Annotated in this window: 25 protein-coding genes and 1 tRNA gene; 5 read left to right on the top strand and 21 right to left on the bottom strand. The window is 54.7% G+C overall.

Annotated elements, in window-relative coordinates; translation table 11 throughout:
* Positions 1-4: 4 nt before the first annotated feature.
* Genes KO486_RS14860 through KO486_RS14850 form a run of 3 tightly spaced genes read right to left on the bottom strand, consistent with a single transcriptional unit; the run spans position 5 to position 2,484 of the window.
* Positions 5-829, bottom strand: a complete 825-nt coding sequence (locus KO486_RS14860; RefSeq protein WP_216038058.1) for a 3-methyl-2-oxobutanoate hydroxymethyltransferase — start codon at positions 827-829, stop codon at positions 5-7.
* 11 nt (positions 830-840) lie between these two features.
* The gene (locus KO486_RS14855) at positions 841-1,842 is read right to left on the bottom strand and encodes a sterol desaturase family protein (RefSeq protein ID WP_216038057.1); all 1,002 of its coding nucleotides are present in this window, start codon (positions 1,840-1,842) and stop codon (positions 841-843) included.
* An 18-nt stretch (positions 1,843-1,860) separates the two neighbouring features.
* Complete coding sequence (locus KO486_RS14850) at positions 1,861-2,484, bottom strand: peptidase (protein WP_216038056.1); 624 nt, start codon at positions 2,482-2,484, stop codon at positions 1,861-1,863.
* Positions 2,485-2,593: 109 nt separating this feature from the next.
* On the opposite strand from KO486_RS14850, the gene KO486_RS14845 reads away from it, so the two are divergent.
* Positions 2,594-3,490, top strand: coding sequence for a LysR family transcriptional regulator (locus tag KO486_RS14845; RefSeq protein WP_216038055.1), 897 nt, complete (start codon positions 2,594-2,596; stop codon positions 3,488-3,490).
* Between the two features lie 133 nt (positions 3,491-3,623).
* Here the strand turns inward: KO486_RS14845 and KO486_RS14840 are convergent, their stop codons facing one another.
* From KO486_RS14840 to KO486_RS14825, 4 genes are all read right to left on the bottom strand, one after another.
* Complete coding sequence (locus tag KO486_RS14840) at positions 3,624-4,256, bottom strand: tyrosine-type recombinase/integrase (RefSeq protein ID WP_216038054.1); 633 nt, start codon at positions 4,254-4,256, stop codon at positions 3,624-3,626.
* A 199-nt stretch (positions 4,257-4,455) separates the two neighbouring features.
* Positions 4,456-5,988, bottom strand: a complete 1,533-nt coding sequence (locus KO486_RS14835; RefSeq protein ID WP_216038053.1) for a glutamate synthase-related protein — start codon at positions 5,986-5,988, stop codon at positions 4,456-4,458.
* A gap of 41 nt (positions 5,989-6,029) precedes the next feature.
* On the bottom strand, positions 6,030-6,569 hold the full coding sequence (locus tag KO486_RS14830) for a luciferase family protein (protein ID WP_216038052.1): 540 nt from the start codon (positions 6,567-6,569) through the stop codon (positions 6,030-6,032).
* 86 nt (positions 6,570-6,655) lie between these two features.
* Entirely contained in the window at positions 6,656-7,570 is a 915-nt protein-coding gene (locus KO486_RS14825) for an MBL fold metallo-hydrolase (RefSeq protein ID WP_216038051.1), read from the bottom strand.
* 178 nt (positions 7,571-7,748) lie between these two features.
* Here KO486_RS14825 and KO486_RS14820 point away from each other — a divergent pair, with 178 nt between their 5' ends.
* Positions 7,749-8,336: a TetR/AcrR family transcriptional regulator gene (locus KO486_RS14820; RefSeq protein ID WP_216038050.1), complete on the top strand. Its 588-nt coding sequence runs from the start codon at positions 7,749-7,751 to the stop codon at positions 8,334-8,336.
* 707 nt (positions 8,337-9,043) lie between these two features.
* Here the strand turns inward: KO486_RS14820 and KO486_RS14815 are convergent.
* The 14 genes from KO486_RS14815 to KO486_RS14755 form a co-directional block, all read right to left on the bottom strand.
* Entirely contained in the window at positions 9,044-9,325 is a 282-nt protein-coding gene (locus KO486_RS14815) for a hypothetical protein (RefSeq protein ID WP_216038049.1), read from the bottom strand.
* Positions 9,326-9,671: 346 nt separating this feature from the next.
* Positions 9,672-10,793: an alanine/ornithine racemase family PLP-dependent enzyme gene (locus tag KO486_RS14810; protein WP_216038048.1), complete on the bottom strand. Its 1,122-nt coding sequence runs from the start codon at positions 10,791-10,793 to the stop codon at positions 9,672-9,674.
* Positions 10,790-11,989: a DUF1611 domain-containing protein gene (locus tag KO486_RS14805; RefSeq protein ID WP_303435309.1), complete on the bottom strand. Its 1,200-nt coding sequence runs from the start codon at positions 11,987-11,989 to the stop codon at positions 10,790-10,792. Before KO486_RS14805 ends, KO486_RS14810 begins: the two co-directional genes overlap by 4 nt.
* 828 nt (positions 11,990-12,817) lie before the next feature.
* Positions 12,818-13,024, bottom strand: a complete 207-nt coding sequence (locus KO486_RS16495; RefSeq protein WP_252734812.1) for a hypothetical protein — start codon at positions 13,022-13,024, stop codon at positions 12,818-12,820.
* 24 nt (positions 13,025-13,048) lie between these two features.
* Complete coding sequence (locus KO486_RS14800; protein ID WP_252734810.1) at positions 13,049-13,918, bottom strand: AAA family ATPase; 870 nt, start codon at positions 13,916-13,918, stop codon at positions 13,049-13,051.
* A gap of 311 nt (positions 13,919-14,229) precedes the next feature.
* Positions 14,230-14,306, bottom strand: a tRNA-Arg gene (locus KO486_RS14795).
* A gap of 162 nt (positions 14,307-14,468) precedes the next feature.
* Entirely contained in the window at positions 14,469-14,915 is a 447-nt protein-coding gene (locus KO486_RS14790; RefSeq protein ID WP_216038047.1) for a MerR family transcriptional regulator, read from the bottom strand.
* Between the two features lie 100 nt (positions 14,916-15,015).
* Positions 15,016-15,780, bottom strand: a complete 765-nt coding sequence (locus KO486_RS14785) for an SDR family oxidoreductase (RefSeq protein WP_216038046.1) — start codon at positions 15,778-15,780, stop codon at positions 15,016-15,018.
* A 254-nt stretch (positions 15,781-16,034) separates the two neighbouring features.
* Positions 16,035-16,433 carry a DUF2177 family protein gene (locus tag KO486_RS14780; protein WP_216038045.1) on the bottom strand — a complete coding sequence of 133 codons (399 nt, stop codon included), beginning with the start codon at positions 16,431-16,433 and terminating at the stop codon, positions 16,035-16,037.
* Positions 16,430-17,146: a tryptophan-rich sensory protein gene (locus KO486_RS14775; RefSeq protein WP_216038044.1), complete on the bottom strand. Its 717-nt coding sequence runs from the start codon at positions 17,144-17,146 to the stop codon at positions 16,430-16,432. Before KO486_RS14775 ends, KO486_RS14780 begins: the two co-directional genes overlap by 4 nt.
* A complete protein-coding gene (locus KO486_RS14770) occupies positions 17,143-17,880 on the bottom strand; it encodes an SDR family NAD(P)-dependent oxidoreductase (protein ID WP_216038043.1) in 738 nt (245 codons plus the stop codon). Before KO486_RS14770 ends, KO486_RS14775 begins: the two co-directional genes overlap by 4 nt.
* Entirely contained in the window at positions 17,873-19,030 is a 1,158-nt protein-coding gene (locus tag KO486_RS14765; RefSeq protein WP_216038042.1) for a cyclopropane-fatty-acyl-phospholipid synthase family protein, read from the bottom strand. Before KO486_RS14765 ends, KO486_RS14770 begins: the two co-directional genes overlap by 8 nt.
* Positions 19,030-19,785 carry a DUF1365 domain-containing protein gene (locus KO486_RS14760; protein WP_216038041.1) on the bottom strand — a complete coding sequence of 252 codons (756 nt, stop codon included), beginning with the start codon at positions 19,783-19,785 and terminating at the stop codon, positions 19,030-19,032. The genes KO486_RS14765 and KO486_RS14760 overlap by 1 nt, the downstream gene beginning before the upstream one ends.
* Positions 19,782-21,062: an FAD-dependent oxidoreductase gene (locus KO486_RS14755; RefSeq protein ID WP_216038040.1), complete on the bottom strand. Its 1,281-nt coding sequence runs from the start codon at positions 21,060-21,062 to the stop codon at positions 19,782-19,784. Before KO486_RS14755 ends, KO486_RS14760 begins: the two co-directional genes overlap by 4 nt.
* 210 nt (positions 21,063-21,272) lie before the next feature.
* Between KO486_RS14755 and KO486_RS14750 the strand changes: the two genes are divergently transcribed.
* The 3 genes from KO486_RS14750 (at position 21,273) to KO486_RS14740 (ending at position 23,133) form a co-directional block, all read left to right on the top strand.
* A complete protein-coding gene (locus KO486_RS14750; protein WP_252734882.1) occupies positions 21,273-21,788 on the top strand; it encodes a sigma-70 family RNA polymerase sigma factor in 516 nt (171 codons plus the stop codon).
* Position 21,789: 1 nt separating this feature from the next.
* Complete coding sequence (locus KO486_RS14745) at positions 21,790-22,425, top strand: ChrR family anti-sigma-E factor (protein ID WP_216038038.1); 636 nt, start codon at positions 21,790-21,792, stop codon at positions 22,423-22,425.
* A gap of 192 nt (positions 22,426-22,617) precedes the next feature.
* Positions 22,618-23,133 (top strand): fasciclin domain-containing protein, encoded by a 516-nt coding sequence (locus tag KO486_RS14740; protein WP_216038037.1) that lies wholly within the window; start codon positions 22,618-22,620, stop codon positions 23,131-23,133.
* Positions 23,134-23,579: the final 446 nt, after the last annotated feature.

The raw sequence follows: 23,579 nt of genomic DNA, 5'->3' as shown, positions 1-23,579 counted from the left end.
TCAGTCACACTTTCTCAAGCGCTTCGTGCAATTTGTCCAATTCGCCTGTCCGCATGCTGATCGACTGAGCTGGGTAAGGAAAGGCCATCCCGCGCACTTCTGACTGGAACTCCTTGAGGGCTGCGACCCGTTCGGTGTGCAATTGCTGGTGCAAGGGTGCGAGATCGCGGAAGGCGTGGGCATGACGTGGCGGGTTCTCGGCCTCGCCGCAAATATCGGCCATGAACAGGAAGATCACATCACCTGCATTGCCCGACCCAAGTGAAATTGTGACGATCGACGTGCGGTCATTGAGCAGACGTAAGGTATCTTCGGCAACGCATTCAATCTCGCAGGCGAAGGCTCCTACATCCTCGTAGCGTTTGAACGTGCGCAGGATTTGCATCGCCTCATCCGCCGTACGCCCGAATGCGCGCAGGCCGCCCGCCCAGTGTGACAGCGATGGCACGAGGCCCATATGCACCTGAACTGGGATGCTTTCGCGCGCCAACATCTCGACCACATCAAAGCTGCGGTTTGTGAAATACATGTCCGCGCCTGCTTCCATACACCCGATGGCGTGGCGCAGAATTTCGTCGTTGGTCGCAAATTGGCCCCAGTTCATTGCGGTGCCTGCAAAATGGGTTGGCGCAATCTGACGGGTCATTTCCAGATGCACATCCCAGACCGTCAGCAGGTCAATATCAGCCTCGACGCAGGCCTTGAACTCGGCCTCTGTTGCTGGATTGCACATGGTCAGCCGCTTGCCCGACCCCTTGAGCGCGATCAGGTCTGCGACGGTATAGTTGCGCTGCGCGGGCTTGCGCCCGAAGGTGTAGATGTTCTTCATTGATAAACTCCCTACTGGCTGGACCAGATTTTACGACGCCGTTCTTTGACCAAAGCGTTCCCCTCGGGCGAGCCGTCATGGAAGGTCCCGAACCATTTGTCCCAAGGCGTTTCCCCCGTTCCATAGTTGCAGTCGAAAAATCGGTGGTGAAGCTGGTGAAAGAAGTCACCGACTTCGATGTCCATACCGCGTCCCAGCTTTACCTTTTCGAATCCCGCGTGGGAAGTGGGCGCACCGATCCCGTGATGGAACATCATGAACAGGATATGGATGGGATGCGCAGGGATCAGCAGAAAGATCAGCACATCGGTCATCAGGATAAAGCTTTCGACCGGATGCATTGCAAGGCCGGACCATGGGCCGGTATTGATGTTGCGGTGGTGCCATGAATGCACGTGGCGATACATAAACCCCATGTGCAGCACGCGGTGATGCGCATAGAAATACAGGCCCGCATAGATTGGGATCAACACGATCAGCAGGACGAACCAGACCGGATTATTGTCAAACGTGATCATGCGCGCCCAACCATTCGCGTAAGAATACCACATCAGGCATTCAAAGAACGTCCAGAAGTGCAGGGCAACATAGGACCAGAACATGTTGTCCCAGACCTGATTTTTGAACCAAAAAACCTTGGCCCCTTTCATCATGGGTCGCATGTCATAGCGGTAGTCGTCGCCCTGCGTTGCAAACCGCCAGAGCAGCAAATGGAGCCCGCCGGCAACAGCGGTCAACAAGATAACATTGCGCAGCCAAACTTCGAACACCCAATCGAATTGCACCGTTTGGGCACGCGATATTTCGGGGGTGAAGAACGCCCAAACGATCACGGCAAGCGCAAGGAACATGAGCCGCATCCCGACTGGATTCCAGCTTTTGAGAAGGTAAACCAGTGACGCGAGCGGACGCAGCGGCCAATCCCAATAGGGGGCAAGCTGCAACGGCAGCGCAGGCGTAAAGTTCCAGATACGGCGCGGGGTGCGGGGCGGTGTTTCGGGACGGTCGGTCATAGGTACATTTCCGAGGGGCTAGGCGGCAGCGCGGCTTGCGGCCACACCCGCATCTGCCAACGGCGCGCGAACGCCGGCCTTTATCACATCTGGATCATAGGGCGTGCGCGCAAACACCTCTTCGACCATCGGCGCAAAGAACGAGAGTGGCAGGTTGTCATACTCAGGATCAAAACTCGCCTGATCCCAGCGTTCGCAAAACACCGCGCAATCGTCGAAAAAGGGGCTATCTTTGAACCGATCGCGCTTGTTGGGGTCGCCGCCAACGTGATGCCCGTAATAGATCATCTGGAAATCCCCATGGGTCTGAACGCACCATGCACATTGTTCGCGCACAAACGGGCGCAGAATGGTCGCCGCGTATTCATCATGGTTATAGGGGGCGTATATGTCGCCAATATCATGGAGCAGCGTGGAGACGACCCAGTCGATATCCGCACCGTCCCGCCACGCACGCGTCGCGGATTGCAACGAATGGCCCAGCCGCGTGACGAGGTAGCCTGATAGGCCTTCGTCCAGTTCTACCATCGCTTTCATAAGCCGCTTCGCCGTGTCCTTGGCATAGTCCGTCTCATGTTCGGTGAGGAAATCGTATTCCTCTTTCGTGCCGTCTTTCATCTGCGTGAACGCGACTTTTTCCATTGTTCGTCTCCCACTGGCTTTGCAAAACTATGCAGATCAATCGGCTTTACCGCGATCCACAAAAGTGGAATGTTGTGATACCTTTTTGTTATCACAAGGCGATACGTTCATGCGGCGCAAACTCCCTCCTCTCAACGCGCTTCTGGCCTTTGAAGCCGCTGCACGCCATAGCAATTTCACCCGTGCGGCGCAGGAACTGTCTGTCGCCCAACCCGCCGTCACCCGGCATGTGGCACGGCTGGAAGACTGGATCGGCTCACCGTTGTTTCGCCGCAACGGCAGTGTTGTCCAGTTGACCCGTGAAGGTGCCGTTTTGTCGGATCTCGCGACAACCCTTCTGGACCGACTTGAACTTGGCATTCGGGATGCAACACGCGTCGGCAAAGATGAATTGGTTGTCGGTGCGTCCTTTGGCATTGCACATCTGTGGTTGATGCCAAAGATCAGCGCGCTGCGCATGGCGTCGGAGGCCACGGTAAACTTCCTGACCGCCGATGATTACCGCGCCTTCGATGACCCGTCTGTCGATTTTTCGATCCGCTTTGGTCGTGGATCTTTTGGTGTGAATTGCGCAGATCTGCTGTTCCGCGAACACTGCCAGATTATCGTAGCACCCAAGTTTTTGGATCAGCATCCGGAATTTGATCCCGATGCGCCACTGGCGACACTTGATCCGCGTCTCATTTTTGATCATGGCGACCCGCATGATGTAGGCTGGGTCACTTGGTCCGTTTGGTGTGAATTAACAGGACAGTCCTTGCCGGATCGCGGTCAAATTTCCAAGATCGGCAGTTACCCGACGATGCTTGACTTGGTAAGTGCGGGCGAAGGTATAGGCATTGGAACGATGGGGTTAGAGGATGATCTGGTCGCATCAGGCGCTATCGTTCGCGTCGGCACGCCAATCACTCGGGATGGCTTTGGATACTACCTTGTTTACCGCGAAGAGCTTCTCGACAAGCCATCGTTCGCGCGCCTGAGAGACCACTTACTTGACCAATTGTGATTGGATACTTTTGATGAGGCGCGCGCAGCTTGGAAACTGAATTCACAGATAGGGCTCAGCACTGCCGTAAGAGTTATCAAGCGGCCGTGACCGCTTCGAAATGACGAACGGCAGGAGCCGTTCGTCAAGGTTCTTAGATGTCGATCCGCTCGGAAATGCTCAGCGCGTCTTCGAGCTCGACCCCCAGATATCTGACGTTGCTATCTACCTTTGTATGTCCAAGCAAAAGCTGGACGGCACGCAGGTTGCCTGTCTTGCGGTAGATTTCCGCCACCTTTGTTCGGCGCATGGAATGGGTGCCATAACCACTAGGTTCTAACCCGATGGAAACAACCCAGTCCCGAACCAAACGCCCATATTGGCGTGTTGATATGTGTGGGCGATCGTGGAAACGACTAGGGAATATGAATTGGCATCCGATCATTTCCGGCGATCTGATCCAGCTGGACACTGTTTCTCGCGTGTTTTCAGCCAGTTCAAACTGCACAGGCTTGTTCGTTTTGCTTTGAACGACCGACACGCGTTCTCGCACCCGGTCATCCCTGATAAGATCACCGACCTTGAGCGCGACCAAGTCGCAACCGCGCAATTTGCTGTCGATTGCGACGTTAAACAAAGCTAGATCGCGAAGATTGCCCGCGAGTTCTAAGCGCGCGCGGATGGCCCAGACTTGCTTGGGAAGTAGTGGACGCTTTTGTCCGACAAGGCGCCCCTTGTTCCAAGCTCTGCGTTTCGGGGCGACGGCGGGAAGTTGGACGCTTGGCATGATTTGCCCTCCATCCAACCCTCCAGCCCAAACATCAACATAGCGCTGACAGAGTATTATAACCTGAAAACTAATGTCGGCTTCGCCGTGGATGCGCCACCAAGTGTTTCTGCGTAAGCAAAAGGCGGCGTCGAGCCCAGAGCCCCCGATGCTGCAGAACACATGAATGACCGCTTAAACGGCTATCGCCTCAACAGGCTTACCGTTTAACGCCAGCAAACCGGACCCCGGAAAGATCCGCCATTTCTCGTTTCCATGTCGTGATGTCACGTTCATTCAGATCGCTCAACGACGCATGTCCACAGGCCCGTGCGAGGACTTGCATCATTTCCACGCTGGCTCCGAAATACCGCGACAAACGTTCAGCACCTACCTGCACATCAAGCCGTTTGCGAAGCTCTGGTTTTTGCGTCGCAACACCGACGGGACAATTGTTGGAATTACACATTCGGGCGGCGATGCAACCGACAGCTTGCATGGCGGAATTGCTGACCGCGACGGCATCTGCACCCATTGCCATCGCTTTCACAAAGTCTTCGGCGACGCGCAGACCACCCGTTATGACAAGGGAGACTTCGCGACCTGTTTTGGCATCGAGATGCGCACGGGCACGCGCAAGGGCAGGTATTGTCGGGACCGAGATATGGTCGCGGAAAATCAACGGGGCCGCCCCGGTTCCACCGCCGCGCCCGTCTAAAATGATGTAGTCCGCACTTGCTTCCAAGGCAAAGTCGATGTCGTCTTCGATGTGGTTGGCGGACAGTTTAAAACCTATGGGAATGCCGCCGGAGCGTTCGCGCACTTGATCCGCAATGCGTTTGAAGTCTGCGGGCGTTTCCAGATCAGCGAAGGTCGAGGGGGAAATTGCGGCCTGGCCGGGTTCTAATCCACGGACTTCCGCAATCTTACCTTGCACTTTTTCACCCGGAAGATGCCCACCAGTGCCTGTTTTGGCACCTTGGCCGCCTTTGAAGTGGAACGCTTGAACACGGGCGACTAGGTCTAGGTCCCAGCCAAACTTCGCGGACGCGAGTTCATAAAAATAGCGACTATTCTCGGCCTGTTCTTCAGGCAACATGCCGCCTTCGCCGGAACAAATACCCGTGCCTGCCATCTGTGCGCCACGCGAAAGTGCGGTCTTCGCCTCTTCCGACAAAGCCCCATAGCTCATGTCGGAGACAAACAGTGGGATGTCGAGTTGCAAGGGTTTCGCGGCACGCGGGCCGATGGTCACGGAAGTCGTTACCGGAACGTGGTCCAGCAATGGTTTGCGGGCCATTTGTGCGGGCAATACCTGAATGTCATCCCAATGCGGCAGGTCTTTACGAGGCACGCCCATCGAACCCATCTCACCGTGGTGGCCCAATTTGGAAAGCCCGTCACGCGCCAGCGCATGAATACGGGCGACTGTCGGTTCCTCTGGGGTTGGGTTAGCCGTTGGGACGTCCGATTTCGGCTTTGGGGATGGATCACCGGCTGCCAAATCGCCAAGGCTGGCATGTGTTCCATCGCAGAATGGACCGTTCGCTGTCGCCTTGCACTGACATAGCGCCGCACTACCCGTTTCTTCAGCGGTGAACTTGAGAGGCGTTGTGTCGGTTCCGGCATGAGACCCATCACAAAACGGCTGGCTTTTGGACATGCCACACTGACACCAATAATAATCCTTCCCCTTTTCAAGATCGACCTTGGCAGGGTGTTTTGCGGCAATGATTGGTACGGATTTGGTCATATTATTGTCCTTCGGTGAATGGCGTCGGGTGTGCGGACCTTTTAGTTGGCCAAGCTGCGACCCGTGATGAAAGTGTAAGAGTTTTCGACAAGCTGGACGACGACCTCAAGCTCGCTTTCGGTCGTAGGCGTGAAAATCATGACGAAGCCTTCCCAACCGTCTCGTTGCATTGCCCAAGGATGCGCGACAGCCCAGCCTGCATCAATAGCGGTGCGCGCAAGTTGAGGGTCCAGCGAGGCGTGCAAACTTCCGTCTGCATGCAGGTGGGCAAATTCAAGGCCACCGACAATTACGTCTGGACGGGCAAGCGACACACCTTCGTCGAACTGAAACCCGACCACACCCGGCATCGATATTCGCGTTTCTCCAAGACTGACCCCAGGAAACTGAGCAACCCGCTGCAGCAACTTTTCTGCGAGATCAGGAACCACATCAATGCCAATTTGCATGTGAGGCACGCCATTGGTCGTCTGAGGAATTGGAGTTGGGCGTAGTGGCAGGCTTTCCGCATCTGCCAAGGCTGGCGTCATTGCCGTCAGTAAAAGGGGCACGCAAAACTGCTTCACTTGTGAAAGGCGCATTTTTCAGATCCTATACAATCGGTCGCGTTGGTGAAAATTGTGGTCTCTTCCAAACTGTTGTTGGAAGAGACTTTTATATCAGATGCCTATTGGCTGGCTCCGGGAACCCAAGGATATGGGCCCATACCCATATCAAGCATGATCCGCCACGCGTTCATCTCAAGCCAGTCGTCGTATCCGACCCACTCAGCGTATTGCGGCAGTTCTACGGCAGCCGGAACTTGTTCGCCTGGTGTACCCTTTTGGAATTCAGCAAAAATAGCACCTCTGAGGTCACCGATAAACTGTCTCTCCTCTTCCACATGCGCCTTGGTACAACCATTTGGCGCTTCCTCTGCAGACAGCCCAGTATGTGAACACACAGCGACATCGAAATCGAGCTCTAGGATTTGGCCCAGCGAACGTTCCCATTCACCGATGTTGAAATCTGGCATGATGTTGAACCCAACGCGGTTCGGCGTGACCAGATCGCCGATGTAAGCCACCCGTTTCTCTGGGACGACAAAGACCGTCATGCCAAGGCCGTGATTGAGGCCCAAATAGTGAAGTTGAACGGTGACCCCACCAATTTCGATGTCGTGGCGGTTGCCGTCCCAAACGATATCGACAGTAGAAGTATCTTGCCCAGGGACAGCGGCTAAATACTGAGCAGCCAAATCATGAGCGACTGTCTCAGCTCCGACTGCCTGGAACACGCCGCCGCCGCTGGCATGGTCCCAATGGTTATGGCTGTGCATCGCATATTCGATGGGTTGATCGGTGATACCGCGAATAGCTTCGATCATTTTTTCGCCATGGGCGGAGTTGACCGTTTCAAAAACGGCTACACCGCCGTCGGTGACCATAAACATGGAGTGATACCCGCCGCCGCTGCTATAGCTATAAACGCCGGGTGCTATTTCGTTTGTGTATTCAAGTGAGGTTTCAGCCTGCAAAGGCGCGGCTGCTGTTAGCGCGAGCGCTGATGCGGTTGCAAGAGCTTTTAGATTCGTGAGTTTCATTTCGGTCTCCTCCAGTTGTCTATTTCAAGCTTCAGATTATGGACACAGCCCTTCGCGAGGCTCATCCGAATCCAAACGCTGCTCTTGTGTGTGGTACATATTGTATCGTAACGCAACAAATTGTATTAAAGCGATACAAAGCGTTCCCTTTGGTGGAGGTTTGGGTTACACACAATCCATGGAACGATTGCCCGACCCCCGATTAGATGCGACACGCACGCAGGCTTTGGATGCGGCCCTGACCCTTCTTCAAGAAGAGGGTGCCTTGGCGGTGACCCACGCGGCCATAAGCGCCCGAACTGGAATCTCACGGAGCACGTTGTATAGGCATTGGCCAAAGCTCGACGCGCTGCGAAACGCTGCTTTTGGCCGTGCGGCAACTGGTCCAAAAGACGAGCCCCGCACGGATGGCCCGTTAAAGATCGACCTGACTTGGATGATTGGAAGGCTCGTGATGGCGTTGAACGAAACCCCTTGGGGTAAAATTGCGCCACAAGTCATTGCCGCCGCAGCCACCGACAAGCAATCACGAGACTTGATGAATAGATGGATCGCAGACCGGAAGGGTGACGTGGAATCCGTTTTCACTGCGGCACATGCACGTGGTGAACTCAGTGAAGGAGCCCCAGTCGAACAACTGGTCGAAATGGCGATTGCCATTCCTTATTTCCGAAAGCTCGTAGCCGGATTGCCACTCACTCCCGAGTGGCTTGATGCACATGTCAGTATGATTTGCAGTATGGCAACGAAAACAACGTCCAAGTGATTGTGCGATAGCTGCATCCGCTGATATCCAAAGCGGTCATTTACGCACAATGCAGCGAAATGGCGCTTTGTCCGCGACTCGATCCTTGAGCGTTTCGTTCTCGCTGCCCTTTGTATGAATGGCCGGTCTTCACGCCGCGTCGCGACGCCGAGTTCTTAGCCGTTGCAGCATAAACCGTGCTGCGAGCGCATGCAGCGAGAAATCTGTTGGTCTCCGATGGGCTCGTTGCCGCCGTTCGCTGCAGTTGAGAGTTCCACTTGCTGCCGAACGTCTGCTTTTTCATACGGCGAGCCTATTCTTCGCAACTGCGGCGAAGGTCTGGTTTCCGCCCTCACTGAAGGATAGGCCTCGAAATCAGCGCCTCAGCCCGATCCAGCATCCTGGATACTGTGCGCAAGCTAAGGGTCCGGTCTGCCAACATTCCATGTTCAAATACGTCGTCTAATGCGGAAAGGCTTGGTTCAGGAAGTCCACGTCGTTCACCTTCCGGACCTCCAGCAACCATCTTGGATGCTGCGGTGCGGCCCGTCATTCCGGACATTCGCCGTGATGGCAAAGTCAGCTGAGAGGCGAATTAACAATACGCGGGACCATGTCGATATTCGCCAACGCTCGCTTCCTTAGTATCGTCCCGCATTTTGTCGGACGCCGTGTCGCGTGTGAAGTGTTATTGGTTTTGGAGGAAAGCCGAGGGCAGACCCGAAACTTTAGAAATCATCAAATTCAGGAACATTTCCAAGCCGGACAAGAAAGCTGGGTGAGCCGACTTCGCCGCTGTTCGGGTCCTCACTGATCATATAGGCATCAGCACCTGCGCAGTCCTCCAACTGAGCTTCCCTTTCGGCTCTATTCTGGGCCTCTGAAGCAGTTGAATATTGGAATTGCTTGCCAATTTTCAGGCTTGCTTGCCCGTCTCTCCCGGGCTTCTGTTCCACATATGTTTGACAGATATAGTGAACTTTTGCTTCGCTCTCGTCTGAGTTTGACATGGGAAAATCCTTGGAGACTATGGGGGCGCTACTGACGCCTAGAAATGAGCGGGCAACACTATGATCATCGCATTGTAGGGGCTGTGGGTGAACCACTCTTATGCGCTACCGCTTTGGCGTCCTCGGCGTGCTTGCTTCCCGCTCAAGGCGGGCATTGCGAAGGCGTTCCATCTTAACTTTCCGTTCTTCAGCTTCCTCATCCACCATTTTCCTGACAATGCGTGACGTCCTGTCCATTGGCGTTTCCGCATTGGGACCTTGCGCTTTGAACGCGCTTTTCTTTGTTAGCTTTGCCAAGGGGCATTCTCCTATTTGATTTAATCCAAGCCGGTCCGGACGAGATCGTTTAGACCAATGCGAGATGTTTATTGGGGCCGTGGGAATCCCGCACGTCTGGTGCGGGCCGATCGTGCAACAGATTGGTTTGAACGTCGGGGGCGGCCATGGCACGCATCAACGCGCTGTAATTCATCTTGAACCTCATTTCCGAACCAAGGCGCCGCGTTTCAAGTTTGGTGCCAAGGATGAGGTGATCGCTCGTTGCGCCGATGAATGTATTTCCAAGCGGCAATGAAAGCCCCGAGATATCTGTATCCTGGAGACCGATGGCGAGGATCGCACGTTCGCCCGTCTCAATTTCTGGCACCAGATGCAGCTTTGCCAACACAGGATTGGCAAAGCTGATGGGGGGAGACAAAGGCTTTGCATTAGTCTCAATAACTTCGGCAAAAAGCGTAAAGGCGTCCCGATACATCCCGCCAATCTGATTTCCAGAAACCGGATCGACGCCCAAAAGGATTGCCTCACCAATCCTGAGATCATTAATCCGTCCAATAGGAAGCTCCCCGAGTGCCCAAGGCAGGTTTGCAGAGTTGCCACCAGATACCGCCTGAAGAACAGAACCGCACCGTCCTTCAATGTTTTTCACAAGGTCAGACAGATCCTGCATTTTTGTGGCTGTCGGGGCGACGCCGCTTAGGCAGGCAAAATTGGCGCCAATCCCTTTCAGCGCCACACCGGGCATGTCCACCACCTGTTGGGCTATGCCCCCGAGATCTTGTGGTAAAATGCCTTCGCGCAGGTCGCCCATCTCGATCATCAGGATAACCTCGTGAACCTTTTTTTGCCGGATCGCAGCAACTGCCAAGGCCGAGATCACGGTTAACTCTGTGTTGTAGCTCGCCTCACAAACTTGGACGACATCTTCGGCTTGGCTCAGCATGGGGGTGCGGATCAGTGTAATTGGACATGTTATCTCAGCTTTGCGTAACCTGCGCACATTGCTCAACCGCGCCTCCGCAAGGCCCGCAGCACCACCGTCGAGCATAGCCTGTGCGATGGCTGGATGCCCGCACACTGCTTTGGTCACTCCGGTCACATGGATGCCACGCGCTTTCAACCGCTCAACAATAGTTCTCGTGTTGTGGCGTATCTTACTGAGATCCACCTCTATGCGCGGACTACTCATATCACAGCCACGGGTTTTCCTTGCTGCAAACCAGGATAGGCAGCCACAACCATCGACAGTAAATGCGCCGCTGGTCGGCTAAGTGCGTCTGTAACGGGCAATCCAAGCTTATGCGATTGTCCGGCGATAGTGTCTGTAATCTCTGCCTCTGACATCCCTTCATGATTGATCGTAACACCGATGACTTTTGTATCGGCAAATGCCTCGATCAACTTAATTTCGCTTGCAGGGGTGGGCATCGGCATATTGGGAAAATCGCAGCGATGGGCGCGTTTTGGTGCGTGCTGTAGAATGACGGCATCCGGCTGGCTGCCCCGCAAAATAAAGGCCGACGTGCAGAAGGCCGGATGGCTCAACGCGCCTTGGCCTTCGATCAAAATGACATCAGGTTTCTCAGCCTCCGAGGCTGCAACAATCGCGCCTTCAAGTTCGCCACAGCAGAACTGCGGTGGAACTGCATCCATAGCTACACCATATTTCGCACCTTGCATCAAACCAGTTTGGCCGGTGCCGACGAGCACGGTCTTGATGCCTTTTGCGTTCAAAGCTCGCGCCAAAACTGTCGCAGTTGTCCGCTTACCAATTGCGCAATCAGTCCCGAGAACCGCAATGCGCAACGCGTCAACATCTGCGACACGGCCGTCGAACAACCGCATGTCTTTGCTAGGCTTGGGCTTGCGAATGTCACGGATCGTGACGTTTTGGGCGGACGCCGCGCCTGCAATTTCAGCGTCATCGCTAAGATATTCATGCAGGCCGCTGACGATATTCATTCCTCGCGTGATCGCATTCAGCACAACGGCCCGATCAGAGAACGACAGCCGCCCCGATGAGGGGGCCATGCCATAGATCAAGGTATCAGGGATAACGGCTTCATGGGCGATAGCAGTATTTAAGTCTTCGAAGATAGGTATGTGGTTCATCGTATCATCAAGAACCAGCCCACTGTTGCGGCCTTGGTGGTCACTGTCGATGACCGAGAGAATTCGGTAGGCTTCTGAATGACGGACAAGGCCATTTGCAGTTTTGCCATCAATCTTGGCAAAGTTACCCTCGCAATAGACAATCGCTGATGGCGGCAACGTAATTTGAGAGATTGGAGCCGATTGTGCGTTTGTTGCGGAGGGCAACGGCGGCGCTTGCGCGCCTCTAACAGGGCGACGGATGGTATCTATTGTTTGAAGTTCGGGTTTCACATTATTTCCTTTTTGGTGGGCTCGTTAACGGCAAAGCAACGCTCGTTTGAGCGTTTCAAAACCGCCGCCGCATTGTCCGGAGATTGGTTGCCAGAAACGCCCAGACCTTTTGGTTTTCGGACGTTCCAGTCGTATTGCATTTGATCGAAGACCATGAAACGAAGATGTAACAAGCCATTGTATTCGGCTGAAAGCTCATAACCGCTTGCCCGAAGTTCATCTCAATGCCCAACCCGAAGCAACGGGTGAACACGCATCACAAGTGTTGTGCTCGTGCGCGATACGACAGGCAAACTCCCCAAACGTCAGATCCTTGCACGAGGACGTGACAGCTGAATTTTCATGATAAAAAATCGTGGTTCGCTCGGGCTGGCGATGCGCCTGCGCCTCAGAAGACCACAACGTTTGTACCCTCTACGTAGTCTCTTAGAGGCTGAGTTACAACGTTAGCCGATCAAACGCTGCTTCTGAAGCAGAAGCCACCACTCAAAGAACGGAAATTGGCAAGCCAATACCCTGTGTACAAGCAGAACCTTCACCAGAAATAACATCGCTTTTGGCGCACTATCATATCCCGACTTTATTGCGCGCCGGCGCATCTGGTAAAATTGTCGCAAAACTGTCCATCGCTGCGGTTAAGCGGGTCAATTGCCGCCAAACGTCTGCTTCTCAATACGATAAAGCCAAGTTTCACACATGCAGCGAACGGCCGCTTCCCGCCCTTAGTGTGATTCTGGACATTTGATGCAACCATTAGGCCAGATATCTGCTTAAGACTGCAATTTCACCGCTGTGATACGGAATAGTTTGATAATCCATGGCGCAAACTCAATTCAGCAGCGGCTTGTAGGCCAGCGTTTGTGCGCGATCAAGCATCCGGCTCACTGTGCGGAGGCTCAGCCCAGCGTTGATGATTGCGCCACAATCAATGATATCCATCAAGGCGGCCATCGCAGGGGCTGGCAAGTCACGGCGCATGCCTTCGGTCTGCGCAAAATCCCGCAGCTGATCAGTCGTAAGATCTGGAAGGTCCAAGACGACGCAACGGCTTTGCAGCGGCTAAGGCAAGCCTTGGCGGCTGTTGGCTGTCATCACCCAATTCACCCAAGACATATCACATTTGATCTGGAAAAACGGGCACTCCCATGTTGCGGCTGTCATACGTTCAAGCAGCGGCAGCAAGGCATCGGTCAACGCATGACGTGTGCCTTTGCTGGAATGGATATCACCTGACTTCTCGACCTCATCAACGATGACGAGAGGCCCACCATGACGCTCCCGTAGAATAGTCTGCAGCAGCTTGCCCGGTGTCGCGTTGGACCAGCCGCGCTGGGACCCGACGATGGCAAACGTAGCGGGTTCGCCCGTCGCGTCGATCATGGTCGTTGGCACGGCAAGGTGATGCGCAAGACGGCGCGCCCAATGGCTTTTGCCGATCCCGGGAGACCCGACCAAAGCGAGCGGAGTAAACCGCAGCCCCGCCAGCCCCTCGCGCGCCGATGCACGAAGCCCGTGCCAGACAGCTTCAGTTGCGGGTGACATCCACGGCATCTCGGCGTGCAACGCCGCCGCGATCTCGTCAGCCTCGTGCTCGGTGGCGATGCGGGCCACAGGCAACCCGCCTCTGAGGGATGTGAGCCTGACACGGTTCTCATCGCTGAGGTGATGCATGCCGGTTGAAAGTTGCTTGCGTTCTAGGAACCACACTGCACGACGCCCGATGCGCCCCATGTCCGCATCACCGACCAAGTCATATGGATACACCCGGTCTTCTTCCGCCATGCGGCCCGCCTCAATCTCAATCCGCTGCGCCCTTCTGCGTGTTGTCTCGAGGAACGTCTTTAACCGAGCCTCCACATCGCGCATTTTGGGCAGGTCGTCGTAGAAGGTCAGATTATGAAACGGAATCTTGGATTGAGATTGGGTCATGTCGGTTGCCTTTCATAACGCAGGAAATACCCAGCGCTGCCGCCCGACGATCAATGACTGTTGAGGCAATGGGATATGAAAGGTTCCGGAACCTGTGAGAACATAAGGTGAACCGCATCCGGAACGGATGTCAACGCGCTGAAACCGTGAAACTGGCCCGAATGTTTCCAAGGCGAAATCGCCTGAGAAACTCAAGCAAACTACTGAAATATAGCCATTAAATCCAAATCAAGACAAAAAACCCTCCAAAAAGCCGTTTTTTGTCGGAAAGACGGTCTTTGGATGTCGGACGTCACTGGCTCATTTCAAATTGGCGATCCGGGAAGGACTCGAACCCTCAACATCCTGATTAGAAGTCAGGTGCTCTATCCAGTTGAGCTACCGGACCGCTAAGGCCCTTCTAGCGGCGGACGGGCGGAAGTTTCAAGCGTGCTTTGCCATAACGTCCAAAGTGCGGACAAAACGGACTTTGCTGAACATTAGGTCGACGTCCGCTTTCGAGATTTGATGATGGGTAAAACGCTCCGCTCGAAGCAATTGTCGCTTGGTTCTATCTGGGGCCAGCCGCGCCTAAGTCGGCAGGTGTCTCACGACGCACAAAGGAGTCGGTCGTGGTTTCCATTGTCTCAACTGAATCTTCCGAACTTGAAATACCGTTCTTAAAGACGGCAAGGCGCTCAAGAACCGCCGCGCGGCGATCGTCCAGATCAGCCCTGAGCCGTTCAATATGCTCTAGCTTTTCCAACATTTTTTCAATTCCACCCTCACAAGGGCCAGAGCCGTCATCGGATAGGCAGGCGCTCATGGCACGGATTTCGCGAGTGGAAAATCCGGTCGCAATAAAGTCACGAATGCGACCAGCGCGACGCAGATCGCATTCGCTATATCGACGATAACCATTGAGCGTGCGTCCAACGGACATCAGATCTTGTTTTTCATAGTGGCGCAACATGCGTTGCGTTATGCCAAGCCGTTCGGACGCTTCTTTAGCCTGCATCTTTATCCCTTTTCATCCACCCCATACACACATGTGAAGGTGTTCATTGTTCGTCAAGGGCGGAACTGGAGGAAATGATTTCCTCCAGCCCATTTGCACCTCAGGTTCGCAAAGACCAACCGCCGTCTACGGTCAAGATTTGACCCGTCAGCCATTGGTTGTCAGAACTGCCCAATTGGAGGATCCATGGCACGATATCGCTTGTCAAACCGCGACGCCCAAGAGGAACCTGAGCAGCCTCTTGTTCTTCGATCTGTTGCGCCATTTCGTCTGGTAATCCCATCATTCCCGTAAGCGCGCCACTTTTGACGGGACCGGGCGCAATCGCGTTTACACGAATGCCGTCACCGGACAATTCGATGGCCCAAGACTTGGTCAAACTTTCCAGAGCGACTTTGGTTGCGGCGTAGTGGGCAATCATCGGCACCGCGTTTTGGGCAGCAGCTGTACCGATATTCACAATGGCCCCCTTGCTTTCGCTTAGGGCGGTGCGCGCTGCCTTTACCAAAAGGGAAGGCGCAACGATATTAACTGCAGACATATTGGCGATGACATCGGCATCGTAACCGGCCATCGGGTGCGGTTGACCCGCCCCAGAATTATTGACGATCAGGTCGAGGCGTCCCCACTTGCTAGTTGCTGCCTCGACGATCTGCATTCCGCTCTTTGGGTCCGCGCTGTCTGCTTGCAGTGCTTCAATCGCATCGCTCATCGTTGCCACCTCGGTAAGTTTATCAGCGTTGCGTCCGGTGATCAGAACCTTCGCGCCCTGTGCAACAAGCTCAAGCGCCGTCGCCTTACCAATACCGGAACTGCCGCCGGTCACAATTGCGACCTTGTTTTGCCAAATGTTATTTTGTGTCATGTCGTGTTCTTCCTGTCTGTAAATACGTAATCACCTATGGTGAGCAGACAGCCTTAGCGGCCTAACACTAGTGTCAGGGTCAAGCCCGTTATTTGGATATTATAAAAATTTCACTTATGGACGAATGTTGGACTGGGGTGCCTGAACTCACAGGATGCGGACAAAGCGGACATTCAAAGCTTTTGAAGATTAGGAGCAAACTTCAGTCACAGTGAATGAAAACCGGCCAGTTTTCAGGCGTGGTATGAACCGACTTACCCTATGGAGCGGGTAACCATCACCCCTGCCCATGCGGCGAACCCGGTCAGAATGCCGCCCCAGATCGTGTCGAGGGCAACCTGCTGGAACGACCAGTCTCGAAGTGTCGCATAGTTCGTGAACTCATAGGTCCCATAGGCCAAAAGCCCCAACGCTATGCCGCCGAAGAAAGCTGCCGTTGGATCGTTATCTCGGAGAGCCGAGGCCGAAACGAACCACAGCACCCCAGCGATATAACCCAGATAGAAAACGGCGGCTGGTCCCACACGAAACGGATCAACGAACAGGTGCCCGACATGGCGTTCAAACACTGGCTTAATAAGCAGGCGCAAGCCCACAACGTCGGCTGCTAAAAAGATCACAGCAGTTGAGAGATAGAGTATCAGAATGTTCATGAGCTTGGACCTTTCATGAATGAGAAAACGGCGCGAAACGTCAACGCGGCAATGCCAATGGCGGCCAATGCAATTGCCGACCAGTTCGCGCTGGACGCGTTTTGGACAATCACACCGACCAGCGCCCAAATGACGGCAACGGGGTAGCCCCATTCTCGGGGTCTTACTGATTGCACGAATAGCGCGACGACCAAAACGCCTGACAGACAAACGATCGCCGCGATTTGGGCCGACAGTATTGCGTAGCCCCCGAGGAGGACGCCAATGCCCACACCGCTGGCTGCAGTTAACCAACCGGCATAAAGCGCGACAGGGCGGGCCTGTAGCCAAGGCTGTTGATGACCGGCGCGAAACAAGGCGAGTATTGCCGAAGCCGCCATCGCAATAATCATGACCGTGGCCAAAATTGGTGCGACGTTCGCTGCTGCGATCCAGAACGTCCCGATGATCAAGCTAATCGCGAGCGGCAAGCGCATGGCCTGCCAGTCGGGATCATCCGCTTTACGCCAGAGGCCATATGCCGCCCCGATGACCAGCCACAGGTAAATGACTCCCCAAATCGAGAACGCGTAGCCTGCGGGCTGCACAGGTGGATCAATCTGTGCGACAGGAAACTGATCTGCGGTGAAGCCGTTGAATCCACTCGATGCCAGCGGCGACAAAACGAACGTTACCGTTGCAATTAACACTACGTGCGGGAGGTATTTCATCATTGTGTTAGCCTCTTGGTTAAGGGCATCGCCGCCCAATAGGGAAGCGCGCTTAGAAATTTCAGGCTCCAAGTCAGGCGGCGTGGGAAATGGACCTCAAAACGTCTTGAGCAAAGCCCGTCGATGATCGCGGCGGCGGCGCGTTGGGGTGTCACCATCGCAGGCATACGGAAGTCGTTGCGCTGTGTTAGGCGAGTGTCGACAAAGCCGGGGTTGATCAGGCGGACGTCGATGCGCTCCGAAAGCTCTGCTCGCAGGGATTCTGCTAGATTGATCACACCAGCCTTGGTTGCTGAATAGATCTGGCCTTGGGGTAAGCCGATATATCCTGCCACCGATCCGCACAGCGCCAGTTGCCCGCCTTCCTTCAGCAGTGTTGGGCCGACCTGCGCAATGTAAAAACTCCCCGTCAGATTGGTTGAGACGATTTTCGCAGCCTTATCGGGATCAAGATCGGCGATCTTGCCCGGATCATAGATCGCGGCCAGATGCACAATGCGATCCAGTGCGCCGATCTGGCTGATCTTGGTGGCGGCTTCATCGATGCTGCCACGATCTGAGACATCCAGAGCAAGGGGTATGTGCCCTGCCCCCAGTTCCGCCGCCAAAACATCCAACCGATCTTGTGAGCGTGCAGACAAAATCACGCGCGCACCTCGTTGCGCCCATTCACGCGCCAATGCGGCACCGATGCCCTCGCTGGCGCCGATAATCCAAATTGTCTCAGACTTAGGCATGGGCCAGCTCCACTTGAACAACGTCAGTCTGTCCGACCGCGAAAGATCCCGCACAAATCCCAAGGTAAAACTGCCAATTGCGCAAGAATTCGGGGCCATACCCCAATTTGTTCACCTTGACCGATTGCTGAGTTAATCGATCACTCCAGTGGGCACAGGTGCGGGCGTAATCTTGGCCGAATGCATGATTTCCCTGAACCACAAGACCCGCACGTTTGGCGTGATCGGCGATCACGGCGTCTGACAGCAACATGCCACCGGGGAAGGTATATTGCCGGATGTAGTCGGCACTGCGCCGATACGTTTCGAAATAGTCATCGGGCACCGTAATCGCTTGGATAACGGCCCGCCCGCCTTCTGAAAGTCGGGCTTTGAGGGTGGCGAAATAGGTTGGCCAATAGGTTTGCCCGACCGCTTCGATCATTTCGATGGAAACAATGCTGTCATACTGGCCCGTGCATTGACGATAGTCCTGCAGACGAACTTCCGCGCGCCCGTCTAGCCGTGCATCGGCATACCCCTTTTGGCTGGGGGAAATTGTCAGTCCGGTTACGTGACGCCCATTGTCCGCCGCACGTTCAGCAAATCCACCCCAACCGCAACCGATCTCAAGAACACGTTCTGCAGACCCGATTTGGTTCAAAACACGATCATATTTGCGATTTTGCGCGCGTTCGAGGTCATCGTCCCCCGCAGCAAACATCGCGGAAGAGTATGTCATGCTTTCATCCAGCCAGAGTTGGTAGAACTCGTTGCCAACATCATAATGCGCCCTGATGTTGCGCGCGGCCCCCTTTAACGAATTGGTACGCATGAGCCGGTTTACGACGCGAAATTTCAGGCTGCTCCAGAACCCTGCATAGGCATAGCCACGAAACTGTTCGAGGTTTTTCAAAGCAACGGCTGTCAGGTCTTCGATTGAAGATGTGTCCCACAAGCCAGCGACATAGGCCTCCCCCAGTCCGATGTCGCCGCGCGAAGCGATCGCGGTCACCACGGACCAGTCGTGGATCTGCATATCGGCAGCTGGGCTGCCTTGACCAAAGTTGAACACTTCGCCCTCTGGCGTTCTTAGTTGCAGACTTCCGGAATGAATCTGCGCGCAGGTTTCCAAGAAATCGTGTTTCACGCGTTTTGTCAGGAAGAGCATTATGTGACCTCGGTCTTGGGGGGTGTCGGGCGGGTGCGGTATCGGGCACCCTTCAATTTCAATCGAACGGCCTGCCAGTGGATTAACGCTATTGTCCGAAAGGCGCCCAAAGGACGGCGCAGAACGGCTTTGATCAAATTCGCATTTGTCAGGGGCGCGCGGGACCCAGCAAGAGTGGCAATCACGCCTTCATCGCCGTGGCGGTAAAAGATGCGGATGGCGATGCGATCGGGCTGAATGTCAAAGCTGAATTCATAATTGCCCTTCACCTCTTGGAACGGCGACACGTGCAGCGATTTTGGCGTGGTGATGCGACTGTCAGACGTGATGGGGGAAAAATTTGGTAAGTGACACAGATACGAGTGACGGTCGCCAAACGGCGTTGAAACCTCGGCGATGACGGCAACCAGATCTTCGCCGCGTTTTGCCAACCAGAAGCTGACTGGATTAAAGCAATTTCCGAACAGGCGTGGTTGAGTGAGCAGCTGTAGCTGATGGTCCGCCGCGGTAAGTCCGTTTGCCGTTAACACGTCACGGGCCCATTGGGCGCCTCGTCCGTCCTTAAGTGGCCCGCCGTGATCGCGATCATGGACCGCGGCGAGATTGAAACGATTGCGCGAAAACAAGCGTGGACCACTGGCACCTGTTTCGGGATCTATCAGAACAAAGTCGACACCATAGCGAAAGCCATGCTTGATCGCCCCACGACGCGCATGGGTCGTCACACCAACTACAAGTTCTGGCTGTTGCGTCATGCGAGTTGCCGATCCATCATTCGAGCTATACGGGCCGCGCTTGCAAACCCGTCTTCATGAAATCCGTGCCGTGTGTAGGCCCCAGCATACCACGTGTTGTTATGACCTTGCATTTCGGTCAGCTGCCGCTGGGCAACCAACGCCGGTGCATCAAACACCGGATGTCGAAATGTCTTTTGATCGTAGATCAATTCATCGGGCACGGGCTCGAACGGGTTCAAAGACACAAAGAGCGGGTCATCTGACGGGATGTTCTGCAAACGGTTCATCCAATACGTCACCCCTATGGCGGGTTCCGGACGGGTTGTATCTGCTTTGTAGACCCAGCTTGACCAGACAGAGCGGCGCTTGGGCATCTGATTTTCGTCTCTGTGCAGGATCATCTGATTGTCCTGAAACCGGATCGCGGACAAGGCAGCTCGTTCCTGTGGCGTCGGCTGTTCCAAAAGGCGTAAAGCCTGATCGGAATGGCAGGCGAAAATCACTTGGTCGAACGGTTCAAGCGGGCCCGCGCTGCTGTGAACGGTGCTTTTTTGACCATCACGACTGACACTTTGCACGGCGGTTCCGGTTCGGATCGCAACACCACGCCCGCGCAGGCTGTGTTCCAAACGGCGCACGTATTCGATGCTACCGCCGTCCACGGTCCACCACTGATGCTGGCCCGATGAGCTTAACAGTGCATGGTTTCGAAAGAATTGCACCAAAGCGCGAGCAGGAAAACCGCGAATTTCATCCGGCGGCGTCGACCAGATCGCGCCGCACAAGGGCATCAAGTAGTAGCGCTGGAACCAGTCCCCCAAACTTAGATCATTCATGAGATCGCCGATTGTGGCGGCATCGTCCGTCGCGAGCGCTTCGGCTTTGTCGTTAAATCGCAGGATATCTCGGACCATGCGGACAAATCCAGGCCGCAGCAGATTGCGTTTTTGAGCCGTAAGCGCGCCCAAATCGCGTAACCCGTATTCGATTTCCCCGCCATTTATCGTAGCGCCAAAGCTCATGTCACTTTTGACAACGGGCACGTCTAGCTCCTGAAACATCCGTGTCAGGTGCGGGTAGTTCGCGTAATTGAAGACAATGAAACCCGTGTCGACTGGCTGATTGCCGTTGAGGCCCGCCAAAACGGTGCGAGCGTGGCCACCCAGCCTTGGAGCGGCCTCAAACAATGTCACCGCGTGATGTGGGGACAGAAGGTGGGCCGCGGAAAGCCCAGATATACCGCCGCCGATAATGGCAATCCGTTGCGGGCGGGTCGGAAGTGCATCTAAAGACATCGTAACTCCGGTTGGTTGTTAGATAGTTTACGTGCGCTCAAGCAATTCGGATCAAAAAATGATCCAAGAAATGATCCCTTCCGTAATTGGGCTATGTTGACAGAATGCATAGATATCGAACAAGCTGAGCGGCGCCCTTTAGTGGCATCGCGAAAGGACCGATCTTTAGTGAAGCAATCGTCCCCACAGATATCCGATCTGACGGCCGCAATGATTGCCGTTCGCAATGATCGGGACCGCGATGCCTTTGCCCTGTTGTTTGATCACTTTGCGCCTCGGCTGAAGGGGTTCATCATGCGCACTGGCACGGGGTCAGGACAGGCAGAAGAGATCGTGCAAGACGTCATGCTGACCGTTTGGCGCAAGGCAGAGCAGTTTGATCCTGAGCGCGCGCAAGTGTCAGCATGGGTCTATCAAATCACGCGAAACCGCCAGATCGATGTGATCCGTAAGGAAAATAAACCGCTCCCGGAAGAGCTGGGCGAAGATCCGAGCGCAGAGCCCGACGCAAGCCAAATCCTGGCCGTTGAGCAAGAAGCTGGGCAGTTGAGAGATGCACTAGGTAGACTAAAGCCGGATCAGCGCGAAATGGTTGAAAAGGCCTATCTGGGCGAACTGACCCATCAGGAAATCAGCACCCAAACCGGCCTGCCGCTTGGCACCATCAAGTCCCGAATCCGTCTGGGTCTTGAAAAGCTACGTCACGAGTTGAAGGAACTGCGATAAGATGACGACTATTACCCACCATGCCCCCGACGCCCTGCTGGCGGCTTACGCTGGAGGAAGCCTGCCTCAGCCCTTTGCCTTGGCCGTGGCCGCCCATATATCGCTATGCTTGGACTGTCGCGCGGCTTACGAGGCCCACCTAGCGACCGGAGGCGCGGTCTTGGAAACGGCCAGCACCGAAGCCGTATCAGACGGTCTGAAATCTAATGTGCTTGATCTATTGGACGCACCAATTGCCGAGAAACCCGTTTATCAGCGTTCGGGGGCTTTCCCGGGTCCTGTGATGGAAGCGCTGAAAGGCAAGCCGCCGCGCTGGAAATCTCTCGGAATGGGGGTCCGCCAGAGCATTTTGTCGGATGGGCGCGATGGGTCCGTTCGTCTGCTCTATATCCCACAAGGACGCGCCGTACCGGACCATAGCCATAACGGTTTGGAACTGACTTTGGTCCTGCAAGGCAGCTTCAGCGATGAAACCGGACGGTTCGGCGTTGGTGATCTTGAGGTTGCAGATCAAACAGTGGAACACACGCCGGTTGCCGACGCTGGCGCACCTTGCATTTGTCTTGCGGCCACGGACGCGCCATTGCGGTTCAATTCACTCATCCCGCGTTTGCTTCAGCCGTTGTTTCGGATTTAGCAGTCAAGACATCACACTCGACTGACCAAAAACCATCGGATATCCGGTGGTTTTTTTCGTTATTACAACAGCTTAATCAGTTCATCTTCACGTTTTTGTGACCCTGTGAACCAAGCTTCATCGCCCTCCGTAACCTTTGTACGAAACGCAAATCAGAACGGACATGATCGTCCGGCAACACGGAGAACAAAGATGAAAACGAACCTGAAAGCCACCGCTGCAGCCCTCACACTCAGCCTTGCAGCCGCCGCCGCGAGTGCCGAAACCATCGTAGAAATCGCAGCTGGCGATGAGCGCTTTTCAACCCTTGTCGCCGCGGTTTCTGCCGCTGGCCTTGTCGACACATTGTCGGGCCCGGGCCCTTTCACGGTTTACGCGCCCGTGAATGACGCATTTGCAGCGCTGCCTGAGGGAACAGTTGAGACCCTTCTACTTCCCGAGAACAAGGATCAGCTAACCAATGTGCTGCTTTATCATGTCGATGACCGAAAGCTGTCTGCAAATATGATCCCCGCTGGCTCAAACTACTTCCGCCCGATCCTAGACAGCGAACGACTTTGCATTACGGCTGGCAGTGGCGGCGTGACGATCGCTGACGGAACTGGCGAAATGGCAAATGTCATCATTGCCGATATTATGGCTGACAATGGCGTCATCCACGTCATCGACAAAGTGCTTTTGCCGGGCACGCGCCCTGCCTGTCACTAACTGAAGAAGGCGCCCCACAGCAAAAGCGGGGCGCCTTTTTAACCAATCCTGCCAAAGCAGAACCATCATACGAACACGAGGGCCGCGGCACAGAGGCCCTCGTGCATTGATCATACGACCCATTCCTCAAGTATCGTTTACGACGTCGCGATGATTGAAAACGCGTACGGGAACGGCGCCGATGCTCAAACTTGCGCTACAACGTAGCGGTTCCAAAGCGGACTTCTGGCTTAGCATTGAGACGTTTTAGCAGCCTCCCCGCCGATCCTTATGGGTGGGGTGACCTTTGAGGCGTCTCAGCCGTTTGGTTTGGCTTAACAAATTTTTTGCTATGTGGGATTATCCAGCGAAACGAAGAGCGTTTCGACGGCCTGTTGCCTTGCGAAAAAGCGGAAGGCGTTAACAAATTGTTAACCGCTCCAAGAAGTAGAATGAAAAGATAGATT

Origin of the sequence: Octadecabacter sp. B2R22 (assembly GCF_018861045.1) — a bacterium.
GTDB lineage: Bacteria > Pseudomonadota > Alphaproteobacteria > Rhodobacterales > Rhodobacteraceae > Octadecabacter.
This window is presented reverse-complemented; position numbering and strand designations above follow the sequence as displayed.